Source organism: Lachnoclostridium sp. (assembly GCF_031997925.1).
Classification (GTDB): Bacteria; Bacillota; Clostridia; order Lachnospirales; family Lachnospiraceae; genus Lachnoclostridium.
The window spans coordinates 109,551-123,817 of record NZ_DAMADT010000009.1 but is presented as its reverse complement, the minus strand read 5'-3'; the positions used below and the strand labels follow the sequence as shown (position 1 = coordinate 123,817).

10 protein-coding genes and 1 pseudogene are annotated in these 14,267 nt (G+C 33.9%); all 11 read left to right on the top strand.

The annotated features are described in order from the left end of the window. Positions 1-1,667, top strand: a 1,667-nt coding sequence (locus RTP52_RS08570) for a helix-turn-helix transcriptional regulator (protein WP_312370561.1), incomplete at its 5' end; no start/stop codon positions are given. 300 nt (positions 1,668-1,967) lie between these two features. Further along, complete coding sequence (locus RTP52_RS08565; protein ID WP_312370560.1) at positions 1,968-2,888, top strand: ABC transporter permease; 921 nt, start codon at positions 1,968-1,970, stop codon at positions 2,886-2,888. A 71-nt stretch (positions 2,889-2,959) separates the two neighbouring features. Continuing rightward, positions 2,960-3,349, top strand: a complete 390-nt coding sequence (locus RTP52_RS08560) for a hypothetical protein (RefSeq protein ID WP_312370558.1) — start codon at positions 2,960-2,962, stop codon at positions 3,347-3,349. Further along, positions 3,271-3,837: a carbohydrate ABC transporter permease gene (locus RTP52_RS08555; protein WP_312370555.1), complete on the top strand. Its 567-nt coding sequence runs from the start codon at positions 3,271-3,273 to the stop codon at positions 3,835-3,837. Before RTP52_RS08560 ends, RTP52_RS08555 begins: the two co-directional genes overlap by 79 nt. A 69-nt stretch (positions 3,838-3,906) precedes the next feature. Continuing rightward, complete coding sequence (locus RTP52_RS08550) at positions 3,907-5,517, top strand: extracellular solute-binding protein (RefSeq protein WP_312370552.1); 1,611 nt, start codon at positions 3,907-3,909, stop codon at positions 5,515-5,517. 246 nt (positions 5,518-5,763) lie between these two features. Next, positions 5,764-7,251 (top strand): phosphoglucomutase/phosphomannomutase family protein, encoded by a 1,488-nt coding sequence (locus RTP52_RS08545; protein ID WP_312370549.1) that lies wholly within the window; start codon positions 5,764-5,766, stop codon positions 7,249-7,251. Then, the gene (locus tag RTP52_RS08540; protein ID WP_312370548.1) at positions 7,238-9,988 is read left to right on the top strand and encodes a GH36-type glycosyl hydrolase domain-containing protein; all 2,751 of its coding nucleotides are present in this window, start codon (positions 7,238-7,240) and stop codon (positions 9,986-9,988) included. The genes RTP52_RS08545 and RTP52_RS08540 overlap by 14 nt, the downstream gene beginning before the upstream one ends. Before the next feature lie 124 nt (positions 9,989-10,112). Next, entirely contained in the window at positions 10,113-11,990 is a 1,878-nt protein-coding gene (locus RTP52_RS08535) for a family 20 glycosylhydrolase (protein ID WP_312370546.1), read from the top strand. Positions 11,991-12,466: 476 nt separating this feature from the next. Continuing rightward, positions 12,467-13,300: a MerR family transcriptional regulator gene (locus RTP52_RS08530; RefSeq protein WP_312102955.1), complete on the top strand. Its 834-nt coding sequence runs from the start codon at positions 12,467-12,469 to the stop codon at positions 13,298-13,300. Positions 13,301-13,746: 446 nt separating this feature from the next. Continuing rightward, positions 13,747-14,037, top strand: coding sequence for an ethanolamine utilization microcompartment protein EutM (gene eutM / locus RTP52_RS08525; protein ID WP_312102957.1), 291 nt, complete (start codon positions 13,747-13,749; stop codon positions 14,035-14,037). After that, positions 14,037-14,267 (top strand): annotated as a pseudogene (locus RTP52_RS08520) (EamA family transporter); the annotation flags it as partial. The gene eutM and the pseudogene RTP52_RS08520, both read left to right, overlap by 1 nt.

Genomic DNA, 14,267 nt, shown 5'->3' with positions numbered 1-14,267 from the left:
GGCTTCTAAAGGATTTTATTATAGGAGAATTAGATGCTGTAGCAATTATGAACCGCCAAGGGGAAATCATTGCGATAGAAGGAAATACAGAAGGATTTCATACTTTATTAGAGGATAAACAAGAACTGATAGATGACATAATTTCGGAAGAGGGGACAAAGGGAAGCTATAGAATTGGGGATACGGTTGTTATTAGCCAATCTGCAGGTATAGAAGATTGGGTTATTATTAATATGGTTTCCACGAAGGAATATTTTGATGAAACACGGAAAATTCAAATGAATATTTTATATTTTTCCTGTACTGTAATTTTTGTTGGTATTCTTATCTCCTACCTTTTTGCTAAGAAACTGTACAGACCTTTTCACATAATAATTAATAGGTTGGATAGGATGAAGTTTAGTAAGAAGGCAAGGGAAAGTGAATATTACTATATTGATAGGGCAATAGAAGAATTATATGATAGGGCAATAGAAAAAGAAGAAGTATTGTACGAGAACAGAAATATCATAAAGCGTGATTTAGTTTTAAATCTTTTGTCAGCAAAGATTACAAATGAAAAGGATGTGGATGATAAATTAACGCTTTTAGGTTGTAATTTGCCTTTCCATTCCCATTATGTACTGATTATTAAACTTCACCAGAAAATATACAATAGTTTAGATGAGTTAACAAGAAACGTACTTATTTATAATATGACTTACTTTTTTGACAATTATTCAAACAGTGACGCACGTTGTTTGTCCGCGGATTTATTTGACGGAACGGTCTGTGTTGTCTTTTCTATGAGAGAAGATGATAAGAGAGAATTAGCCATCTTAAGAAATAAGTTTACAGATTATATGAAGATTAACTTTTCCGTAGATGCAATTATACTTCAAAGTGTTGGTTTTTCAAAGCTTATAGAGGTACATAAAAATTATCAACGATTAGAAAAGCTTATAGATTATTTATATTTTATGCCACACGTTTACTTTTTAAATGAAGAAGAATTAAAGGCTAAAGTATCTAATCTAAAAGAAACCATGGATATTGATTTTGAAAGTTTTAGTGAAGCACTGGTTTCCAGAAAATTAGGACATATTGAAATTATATTAAAGAACTTCATTACAGTAGCTGCGGAACTTACGGTTTCAGCAGAATATTTAAATGGAGCGGTACTAAAATTTGTGTTTTTATATAATCACTTTATGAGAGATATTATGAAAGAAAGTAAAAATAAGAACGATACTCAGCTATTTAAAGATATTAATGAGTTATATAATGTAGAGGATTTTTATTATTGGTTTATGAAATTAATTGAAACTACCTTTGATGAATTGTCCAGATTAGAAGAAAATCCAACTAAGACTGTAGTACAATTAATAGAAAAAGTAATTATGGAGAACTTAGAGGAAAATCTTTCTTTGGAATTTATTGCAGAGAAGGTGTTTTTAAGTCCAAAGTATATTAGCCGGATTTTTAAAGAAGAAAGCGGAATGAATATAACACAGTTTATGACGGAATGTAAATTAAAAAAAGCCGCTAAATTGTTGGTAGAAAGTAATATTCCATTGGAGGAACTTATAAAACAAGTAGGATTTAGCAGTTCCAACTACTTTATTAAAAAATTCAAAGAAAAATATTCTATAACACCGGTTCAATACAGACGTAATTCAATTACATAGTAAATTGTCTAAAGCAGATATAAAAACAACACCGTTATATTTCAAAAGTTGTAATAGGTACAATGAATAGAAATATTACGGTGTTTTTATTTTGGTATTTTTCACACAGTTATTTATTGAAAATACAAGGAAAGGAGAAATGGTAATAGAATGTGGAAATAATACTATTGCCTTTTTACAGTACAAATGGCAAGTAGAAGAATTAATACTCTAATATGGAATATTTGTGATTGTAATCGAATAGAGATGCCTTTATTCTATAACCGTAACGTTACAGGAAATACGGACAGAGGAGGCAAAATGTTAGAAAAGAAAAAGAAGAAGAAAAAAAGATTAGAAATACTAACGAATAAATGGTTATATCTTATGTTCTTGCCGGTATTTATATGGTTTTTGTTATTTGCTTATTTGCCAATGGGCGGGATGGTAATCTCTTTCCAAAAATACGATATCGTAAAGGGAATTTTAAATAGTACATGGGTTGGTTTAAAAAACTTTAAAATCCTGTTTACAGATCCATATTTCCCAAGGTTATTTAAGAACACACTTTTACTTAATATATTTGGATTAATTTTTGGATTTCCATTACCTATTATACTTGCTATTGCTTTTAATGAAATCGGAAGAAAGAAGTTTAAAAAGATAACCCAGACAATCAGCTATTTGCCTTACTTTATTTCCTCAGTAGTGGTAATGTCCATGGTAATTCAATTTGTTTCAAATTCAGGTTTGTTTAATATGGTTTTAAATAAATTGGGACATGAAAGCATTAATTTCTTACAGATACCAAAATATTTTAGAACTATATTTATTACTACAGGAATATGGCAAGGAACGGGATTCGGAGCTATTATCTATATGGCTGCACTTGCAGGAATCTCTAACGAGCAATACGAAGCAGCTACCGTAGATGGTGCGGGAAAGTTTCAAAAAATGCTTTATATTACATTACCAGGGTTAGCTCCTACCATTGTAATTATGTTACTGATTAATTTAGGTTCCATTCTTAATGTGGGTCATGAACGTATTATCCTTTTATATAATCCTGCTATTTATGAAACAGCAGATGTATTTAATACCTATGTATATCGTGAAGGAATTACAAAAGGGCGATATAGCTATGCACAGGCAATGTCCATCTTTCAGAATACCGTAGGATTTGTATTAGTGTATCTTGCAAATAAAATTACTAGAAAGTTAGATGGTACAACTTTATGGTAAAAAGATATTAAAGTAGCGAATTTGTGCTAATGCCCAAATTTGCAAGATGGAGGCAGAATGGGGGATTTTACGTGAAACAAAAAATGGGATTTAGTGAAATTGTATTTGTAAGCATTTGTTACATAATAATTATATTTGTTTGTGTTGTAACCTTATATCCTTTTATCTACTTAATATCAGCATCGTTTAGCTCAGCTACCAGTGTTATGAAAAACGAGGTAGTACTATACCCAAAAGAATTTACTACAAAAGCCTATAGGGTAGTAATGGAATACAAAGGAATCTGGTTATCTTATTTAAACACAATTTTTTATACTCTTTTTGGTACTTTGTTAAGTTTGACTTTGACTATTTTAGCAGCTTATCCTCTGTCAAAAGAGAGATGGGCACCAAGAAAAGCCATGAGTTTGTTTATTGTCTTTACCATGTGGTTCGGGGGAGGTATGATTCCTTCTACTTAGTTATGAGAGGATTAAACTTACTAGATTCCCGTCTTGGAATTCTTCTTTACCCTGCAATTAGTGCTTTTTACGTTATTATTTTTAGGACTCATTTCCAAAGCTTGCCGGCTTCTTTGGAAGAATCAGCAAATCTTGAAGGGGCAAATGATGCTCAGATTCTTATGAAAATTATCATTCCTCTTTCAAAACCGATTATGGCAGCAGTAGCACTTTATTATGCAGTAGGACGTTGGAATTCTTATTTTTGGGAGATGTTGCTCCTTAGCAGTAATGAAAAATTCCCTGTTCAGGTATTATTACAGAGAATCATTATATCCAGCCAGTTAGGTCAGGATATTGCAAAAGCACTGACTAGAGGAGAAGCAAGTATACCTACTACCATTAAGTTTGCGGCTATTGTAATAACTACATTACCAATTATATTAATCTATCCTTTCTTACAAAAATATTTTGTAAATGGAGCCTTAGTTGGGAGCGTAAAAGAATAATGGGCACTACACTTTCAACTAGTTATGAGAGTGTTAAAAAATATAATCTTAAAGAGGAGGATTATGAAAATGTTTCAATCTAAAAAAAAATGGATCAGTATGTTACTAGTATCGGTATTATGTATTGGTATGCTTGCAGGATGCAGCAAAGGAGATACTGGCAATGGGGGAAAGAAAAATGATTCAGTGCAAACCAATCAAGAGGGTGGAACAAGTACAAAACCGGTAGAAATATCCATGTTTGTACCTAGCCGTTTACCAGAAGCAATTTATGATGAGAACACGTTAACTTTTAAAACTTTGGCAGATAAGCTAAATATCAAGTTAAGTATTGAATCCGTTGTTCACAGTGAAGCGAAGGAAAAATTTAGTGTTATCATATCCGGTGGTAAGTATCCAGACGTTATGGCAGGTTCTGTAAGAGATATTAATACCTTTGGTATGTCAGGTGCTTTTATTCCTCTAAATGATTTAATTGAGGAACACGCTCCAAATATTAAAAAATATTTATTAGAGAACAAAGAAGCTATGGCTCAAGCAGCTGCAAGTGATGGTAAGATCTATGGTATTCCTATGCTGTCTGCAGTTCGTACTGCCATGGGATATAATATTCGTCAGGACTGGTTAGATAAATTAGGTTTAAAGGCTCCTGTTACCATTGATGATTGGTACAATGTATTAAAAGCATTCAAGACGAATGATCTAAATGGCAACGGAGTTGGTGATGTTACACCACTAGTTTTGGACCGTGTTTGGGAAAATTATTATATGAACTTTGCGGATGCTTGGGGAGTTGAGTTAAATCCTAATAACGATTATTGGATGGTAAAAGACGGTAAGGCTGTATTTGCACCAATGTTACCTGAAACCAAGGAATACTTAGCGACTATGACAAAATGGTATCAGGAAGGGTTAATTGATAATGAATTTATTACCCGAGAAGATACAAACAATTACCATATTTTAAATAATAAAGCAGGAGCAACTTGTTATTGGACCGGTTATGTTGCGGCTCAAAATTATAACAATGAAGTATTAGCTAACGATCCTAATACAAATTGGCAAGTTATTCAACCACCGGTATTAACTGCAGGACAGGAACCAAAAACTTTCAGTCAACAGGCAACGATAGTAAGCTATGCTTGGGGGATTTCAAGTTCAGCAAAAAATGTAGTTGATATTATTAAGATGTTTGATTATGTATACAGTGAAGAAGGCTCCTTATTATTTAATTTTGGTATTGAAGGTGAAAGTTATAATATGGTTGACGGAAAACCTCAATACATGGAATCCATCCTTAATAGTGAGGGAGGAACTATACTTTATAATAGAAGAAATGGTATTCAAGCCTTAATCGGTATGAGACAGATGCCAGAATATGAAGCAGCTTCTTGTATCAATGACGATGTAAAACAACAGTTATTTAATTATGTGGATAATGATTACTTCTATCCATTTAACCCTAATTTAACATTAACAGAAGCAGAAGAAGAAATTTATTCTGTTAAGATGAGCGCAATCAATACATATGTGGAAGAAGAAATGATAAAATTCTTTATTGGTACCAGACCAATTGATGAATTTGACAGCTTTGTACAAAGAGTAAAAGAATTAGGAATTGATGAAATGACTACTTTGAAGAATCAAGCTTATGAAAGATATGAGTCTATCGCACAATAATACAGTAAAAAGTAGCTGCGTTTAGCTACTACAAATAGAGGGGGTATTGCATATTTGTTTATTTTGCAACATCCCCTAATATAATACTATTTCCTCATAAAACCTTACCATAATCTTACCATAAATCATAGCAACATCACATAGATAAGCATGTAATCACTCTTTACTTTTATGCTCGATTTTTTAGAGGTTTTATATTCGGAATTAGTTAAGCAAGATTTATAGTACAAAAGGAAGGGAAACATAATGATAAAATTTGGAACAGGTGGTTGGAGAGCTATTATTGGAGAGGAATTTACCAAGGATAATGTTACTTTATTAGCTCAAGGAATTGCTCTATATATAAGGAATCAGATTGAAGAAGAAAAGGAGAAAGACGGAAAAGAGAAAGCCAAAAAAGAGTACGATGAATTAGGACTTATAGTAGGATATGACAGGCGGTTTTTATCAAAGAGAGCTGCTATGTGGATTAGTGAAGTTTTGGCAGCCAATGAAATTACTGTGTATCTCATTCAAGATATAGCACCAACTCCTTTGATTATGTATACCGTGGATGATTTAAAATTAAAATATGGAATTGCTGTAACAGCAAGTCATAATTCTTATGACTACAACGGAATTAAGTTGTTTGCAGGAGGAGGTAGAGATGCTTCATTAGAAACAACGGAACAAATCGAAAAAATAGTGAATGTGTTAACTTTAAAAGATATTAAAGAGATGGAGTTTGAAGAGGGTATTAGCCTTGGGAAAATCAAGGAAATAGATCCCTTTAATGATTATATAGATAATATTTTACAAGATATTAATGTAAGTAAGATAAAGGAAAGACGTTTGAAGATTCTACTGGATCCTATGTATGGAGTGGCTAAAACCTGCCTTCAAACTGTTTTAATTACAGCAAGATGTTCCATAGATGTTATCAATGATAGACACGATCCTTTATTTGGAGGAAGACTTCCTTCCCCTTCTGCCGGAACCTTAAATAAGTTAAGGGATATGGTAGTGGATAGAAAATATGATTTAGGAATTGCAACGGATGGGGATGCAGACAGGCTAGGTATCATAGATGAAATAGGGGATTTTATACATCCAAATGATATTTTAGTCCTTTTGTATTATTATCTTTTAGAATATAAAGGTATAAAAGGTGGTGTGGTGCGAAATTTAGCCACTACACATTTGTTAGACCGGATTGCCATAGATTATGGGGAAGTATGCTATGAAGTTCCGGTTGGATTTAAACATATAAGCCAAGGGATGGAGGAACACGGAGCTATTATTGGCGGAGAAAGCAGTGGAGGTCTTACCATTAACGGGCGTATTCGTGGAAAAGATGGTATTTACTCTGCTAGTTTAATCGTAGAATTAATCTGTGTTACAAATAAAAGATTATCTGAGTTGTTAGCGGAAATTCATAATAAGTATGGAAAAATGTATATGGAAGAAAGAAATTATACGTTTTCCCAAAAGAAAAAAGAAGAATTGCATCATCTTTTATTTGTGGAAAAGAAGCTTCCTATCTATGAACAACCAATTAAAAAGATTAGTTATGAGGATGGTATGAAAATCTATTTTGAAAACGATGGCTGGATTATTACACGTTTCTCCGGAACAGAGCCTGTGTTACGAATTTATGCTGAGATGGAAAGCGGCTTGGAGGTCTCTAAAATTACAGATGAAATGGAGAAATTTTTGAATTTAAGAAGAAAGGACGGAAGTTGTGAAGAACTATAGAAAGCTAATTGAAAGTTATTCAAAGGAATATAGAAAGATTATTACACAAGGGAAAGAACATACAAAGGAGCATACAAAAAATGAACTTCCGGGAAATACATACTTTTTAAAGGATGGAAGTATTTTGTGTATTCCTCGTATGGATGGAGATAATCGATTTCCCTATGGGAAGAATGGGTTTAATTTTTGGGCTTATGCTTCTGGCTATATGCATGCCAATGAAGGCCTTTTTTCACCTTTTTTAAGAGTGAAGGAAGGACAGGAGCCGGGAATTGGCTTTTTTGCAGGGATAAAAGAAAAAGATGGCTATGATGTGCTTTCTCTATTGGCAGTTCCTATGTTAGATGAAAGCAGATTTTGTAACATTGCTAGATATACTGTGTTTACTAAGACATGTGCTTATTATATTACTGAGACAGATAACATGCGTTTTTCCATTCGTGTATTTGTGGATGAGGCGGATCATATGTATTTTTCATTATTAACTGAGAATCTTAGTAAAGAATCAAAGGAGTTTTATCTATCTGCCTATTTGAATCCTTTTCTAAGCAACAGTGTTTATGAAACATCAGAAAACAGATGGTTTCGAAAAGGAGAATACATAAAAGAAGAATCCTTAAAAGAAGAATACATTAGAGAAGAATACATAAAAGAAGATAAAGATTTATTAGGTAGATTTGTATTTAGTATTAATGAAGATTTATCCAGAACCTTATCTGTTACCAATTATGGAGTGATTAATCAATCTGTTACCTTAGAAGGAGAGAACCGTCTTTTAAAAGAAGAAGCTACAACTTCAAGATATGAATATGTGGGAGGCTCCTATAGCAGTTTACATTCCTCCAAGCCCTTAAAGCAAGGTTATTTTCAGAATGAGAAACACATAACTGCTTTTAATGACACAGCGATAGCAGGTGAGATATTACATTTTGAGGTGGCTCCTATTTCGTTAATTCGTGTGGATTTAGAGCTTAGTTACCTTATTCATTCCCATAATTCTGAGGATTACAAAGGCTTAATCAGAAAATTACAACCAGAATATATAGACGCTTTAGTAAATGTAGATAAGGAGAAAGAAGAAGCAAATAAGAAACTTTTAAATGCTACCTTTGGAAATGGGATAGGAAAGACTTATAATGAGTCGGTTTTTACTTATTTTTTTGATAATTTAAAGAAACAGGTGGAGTTCTGTTCTTTAATTAAAGGTTATGTGCAATTATCGGAAGGTTCCTTAATTGGAATTCGAGATGTATTTCAAGCATTAGAAGGCATGCTTTTCTTTAAGCCGGATCAGGCTAAGAATAAAATAGTAGAAGCCTTAAGTTTTATTGATCCTAGTGGTCGGTGTCCTAGACAGTATGCGCTACCTAGGAATGAAAGTGCAATGCCTGTAATGGATTTAAGACAATTTATTGATCAAGGTGTTTGGGTGATTAATACGATTATTAATTACATAAAGTTCACAGGCGATATTAGCATATTAGAGGAAAACTGCGGATATTACGAAATAGTGGATGATAAAAGAAGAGCTGTTAAGAAAAGTGAGATTTATGATAGTGTGCTATCTCATATGCTGCGTATTATGGGATATTTAATGCATAATCAGGATATGGTAACCGGATGTATAAAAGCCCTTTATGGAGATTGGAATGATGCTCTAGATGGATTAGGGGTAAGTATGGATGGCTCCGAAGAATTCGGAAACGGTGTTTCTGTAATGGTAACCTTACAATTTTATCAAAATTTAAAAGATATGATTGAACTGTTAAGTTTGCTATCTTATGAGAAAACCCTTATAGAAGAATATGAAAAGGTCATGGAAATCATTGAAAAAGGTCTTAAAGAGCACGCAGTTATAAAAAACAAGGAGGGTGAGCAACGTATTGTTCACGGATGGGGGGATAAGAAGTCCTATTATGTCGGTAGTTTTTGCGATCCTGATAATGTTTCCAGACATGGATTAACTTCAAATGCTTTTTGGGTTATCAGTGGAATGTATGAGAAGAATAAAAATATGAAAGAAACCATATTAAACGCTTTTGCTGCCTTAGATTCTCGCTTTGGTCTTAAAACCTTTGAGCCTTACTTCTTACCAGGAACACCAGGGGAAACCCGAGAAAAAGCACTAGGGGGAACCCAAGGAAAAACACTAGGGAAAACATTAGGGAAAACCCAAGGAGGAGCACTTGGGTTTGGACGTATTTATAAATTACCACCGGGAACCGCTGAGAATGGAGCAGCATATATCCATGCAAGTGCATTTGGAATTATGGCCTTGTTTATGATGGGAGAGGCAAAAGAAGCATGGGAACAGTTAATGAAAATACTTCCATTTACCCATGAGAAGGTATCCTGTTCTCCTTATGTTATGCCTAATTCTTACGGAGATAATGTAAAACTACATATCGACGGAGAATCTATGCAGGATTGGCAGACAGGTAGTTCAAATGTTGTGTTTAAGATAATTCTTAGATTTGTATTTGGATTTCAAGCAGAGTATCAGGGATTTTTTATTCAGCCGTCAAATTGGATTCCTTTTAAAAATTATCAAGTAGATATGATATACCAAGGAAAGTCATTATGCATTAGCTATGAGAATAATGGAGTAGGAAAACGTACCTTTTTAGTTAATGGTAAGCCTGGTGCGTCTGTATTTGATGAAGCTATGAACATAGAAAAATTATGGGTTGATAAAGAGAATCTGGAGGATGACATTAAGATTTGCATTGCAGATTAACATTATAAAAAAGGCTAGTATACCCAGTATATTTTAATTGAAATTGCAGGCTAATAACGGAAAATACAGAGATAATGGAAGGGTAAATTATCCTTTAAAAGTTTAAGAGAGGCAGGACGTTTGAATGAAAATTCATTTTAAAGGCATAAGTAAAATGCAAACGGATGCAATTGAAGAAATAAAAGAACTTCTTGGGATTGAATTAGATACAAAAGGGATTTTGGTTACTGTCTTAAAAGGTAACAAGGATATAAGAATAAAAAAAGAATCATCAGGTTTTACCTTAGAGTATGGAAGAGAGCATCAATTTATCCGGGCAGTGGGACTTTTAGTGGAGAGTTTAAAAAACAATAAGGATCCCCAGCGGTTAGAATTACCTACTTATGAAAATCTTGGTATTATGATTGATTGCTCACGAAATGCAGTTCCAAAAAGAGAAGCTTTTTGTAGCATGGTAAAATATCTTGCTTTAATGGGATATTCTACAATTCAACTTTACATGGAGGATACGTTTGAAATTGATAAGTATCCTTATGCTGGTTACCTTAGAGGCAGATATTCCAAGAAAGAATTAAAAGAAATGGGTGAGTTTGCTGCCATCTTTGGAATAGAGGTAATTCCTGCAATCCAAACCCTTGCACATATGGATCAGGTTCTAAAGTGGGGTGCAATGGAGGAATTAAGGGATGTAGGAGATATATTTCTCATTGATAGTGAAAAGACCTACGAATATATTGAAGAGATGATTAAGACCATGTCTGAATGCTTTGTGTCGAAACGAATTAATATTGGAATGGACGAAGCAGATATGATTGGTCTGGGAAAATATTTAGACAATCATGGATATGTAAACCGGATGGACCTTATGATAAAGCACATGAATAGGGTAGTTGAAATTACCGAAAAATATGGTCTGGAGCCGATGATGTGGAGCGACATGATATTTAGACTTTTAAACAAAGGTGAATATTATGCAGTTGACAGTGTTTTTGAACAGGATATGATAAAAAATATTCCTGATAATCTGTCTTTCGTGTATTGGGATTATTATTCGGAAGAGAAGGAAACATATGACGCTATGATAGAGAAACACCTGGAGTTTAGTTCTAATATTATATTTGCTGGAGGGGCATGGAGATGGAGTGGATATTCTCCTAACAGTCATTTTAGTGAGAAAGTTGGAAGAAGTGCCCATGAAAGCTGTAAGGGAAAAGGAATTAAAGAAGTGTTAATTACCTTATGGGGAGATAATGGGTCGGAATGTTCTTTGTTTTCTATTTTGCCTACTTTGGTCATGTGGGCAGAGCTTTGCTATAGTGATAATAGTAATAGCATTCATATGGAGGAAAGATTTAAGGCTTGTATTGGTATGGAATATGAGGATTTTATGAATCTGGACCTTTTAATGCTGACTCCAGATAACGAAGGTTCTGGCAGAAGAGTTCTAAATCCTCCAAAATATATTTTCTATCAGGACATATTGCTTGGTCTTTTTGATAAGCATATTGATGGAGAATCTTATAGCGAGCACTTTCATCTCTGTGCGGAGAGCTTTCATGTTATGAGAAAAAGAAATGGAAACTTTAACTATATTTTTGAAACTCAATATCAAATGGCTAAAATTTTAGAACTAAAGTGTGATGCAGGAATTAAGATAAGGCGAGCTTATAAAAAGGGAGATAGAGAAACTTTAGAGGTTTATTCAAAAACATTACTTCCTAAGCTTATAGAAGATATAAAGGAATTTCTAGCTATCTTTCATGTGCAATGGTTAAGAGAAAACAAAGTGTTTGGCCTTGACAATATTGACTTGCGTATTGGTGGATTGATACAACGTGTTTCTACTGCTAGATTAAGGATTGAACAATTTTTAAATCATGATATTGAAAGAATTGATGAATTGGAGGAAGAATTACTTACCTTTGCAGGAGAAGAAGGCGGTCCGACTCGCGTTTCTTATTGGCATTACATGGTTACTCCATCAATACTTAGTCATATTTAAACCTTATGAATGGTTTATGAAAAAACTACGAAGACCTATGATGTTGATTATCTCAGCGAAGAAAAAATAATTTATAACATGGAACACCAAAGGCATCGGAATGAAAAATCCGATGCTTTTGGTGTTTTTGAGTCAAAAACAGCTTAATCGATTTGTGGATTTAAATCATGTTTTAAATATTGCCCTCATAGTGCATGGAGTACGGCATTAAAAACCTGATTACAGATATCGATATTCATAATCATCCATCATAAAAAGCGTTAAAATTTTTAAAATATCACTAGAATCTTTCACAAGTGATCTTTAAATTTTAAATAATTTGCATAATTTACTTGTATCTTAGCAGCATTTTCAGGTGTAAAATGGATATATAAGTAGTATTGACATTCCCCTATACGGGAAGGCTTATACTATTAATGTATAGGGAAAATAAGTAAGGGGCATGTGGAGAAGTGCAAATGCTCATGGAGGTTTACATGGAAGAAAAGAAATTATACTCAATAGGAGAAGTCAGTAAGAGTTGTAATATTTCAACGAAAGCTTTGCGGTTTTATGATAAGATGGGAATCATATCACCGGACGTAATTTGCAAGGAAAACAGCTATCGTTACTATAACAAAGAGTCACTTTTAACGGTTCCAATAGTTAAATACTACAAGCAGATGGGGTTTAAGCTTGAAGAGATGCAGGGGCTAGTGGAGGGAAATACCTATTTCTATCTGGAACATAACTTCCGCAACAAGATTGACCAGCTGAGCCAGCAAGAACAACAGATTCATAACAGCTATATTGCAGTCAAAGATTGGTATGAACTGATACAGGAAGCCAAGATGGTGCTTCAGAATAATGTTCATGATGTTTCTGTAAAATATATTCAGCCTACAACCTTCTGTGGAATGGATCAGGATTTTGAATATCAATACATGGAATCCATTATTAATTTAGAATGGACCAGCCACCTGGAAAAAGCTAAAAATGAGATTACAGGGCCAGTCATTTTGAAATTCGATTCCTTTGAGGAAAAGATGACCGGAAGGTGCAAACAGACCAGAATCATGCAGCAGGCTATCTACCCATGTAAGGGATGTAAGAATCGACAGGTCTTTGGTGGAATCATGGTTGCATCGGTTTATCATATTGGTAAACTGGAGAATATAGATGAAGAATATGAGAAGATACTTAACTGGGCTTCTAAAAAAGGTTATAAATGCGGTAAAGAAAGCTATGAACGATATGTAGTGGATTACTGGACTACCAGAAATGCGGATGAATTTGTTACAGAGATAATGGTCCCTATTAACAGGGAATAAGAGAGTAGATTAAGCTGATTAAATAGTTAAAGCTTTAGTAAATATAAGGGGAAGGTACCTCTGATACAGTAGTTTTTAAGTTTGCTGTAACAGAGGTACCTTTCTTTTTTTACCTTTTAAAGGGACAAAACCTGTGGGACTTAGGAATTTGTAAAACCCTACTTTTTACAGTTTTTTGCTCCTAATAATTAACTATAAAAAAAATAAAAAACATATTGACTTTACCCTTAAGGGGAAGGGCTATACTAAATGTACAGAAAAAGACAAAACACGATATCGAAATTAGTAATATTAACTGGTGTTATGTTTTTTCTAAAATGTTTAGCTGAACATATGAAATAAAAACAAAAACAGAATGAATTGGATTTTGTGCAGTATTCAAACGGGGTAAATAAGCAGTTTTAGTATTCGTAGACCCATTTGAATTAAGAAGGAGGACGTAAGCTATGAAGTTTGATGCATTAGGAATGATTGAGACAAAAGGTTTGGTTGGATCTATCGAGGCTGCAGATGCAATGGTAAAGGCAGCTAATGTAACTCTTATTGGTAAGGAAATTGTAGGCGGTGGTCTTGTAACTGTAATGGTTAGAGGAGATGTTGGTGCAGTAAAAGCTGCAACTGATGCGGGAGCAGCAGCAGCGCAGCGAGTTGGGGAATTGATTTCAGTTCATGTTATTCCACGCCCTCACGGAGACGTAGCAATGATTCTTCCGAAAGAGAAAAAGGAGATTATATAATGGGGAACCAAGGGATTAATAATACGTCTGCAGATGTAAAGATGGCAGCAATGAGTAAAAAATTCAGAACAACTGGTCTGACGACTGGTATGATTTCCGGACTTACTTATGGTATTTATACGGTTCTTATATTGGTGGCTGGACTATATGAGCCTCTTTTGGGCGCGGCTGGTGCAGCAGGTGTGGCAGGTATCTTAACTGTACCATACATTTGCGCTGGCTTAAATGAC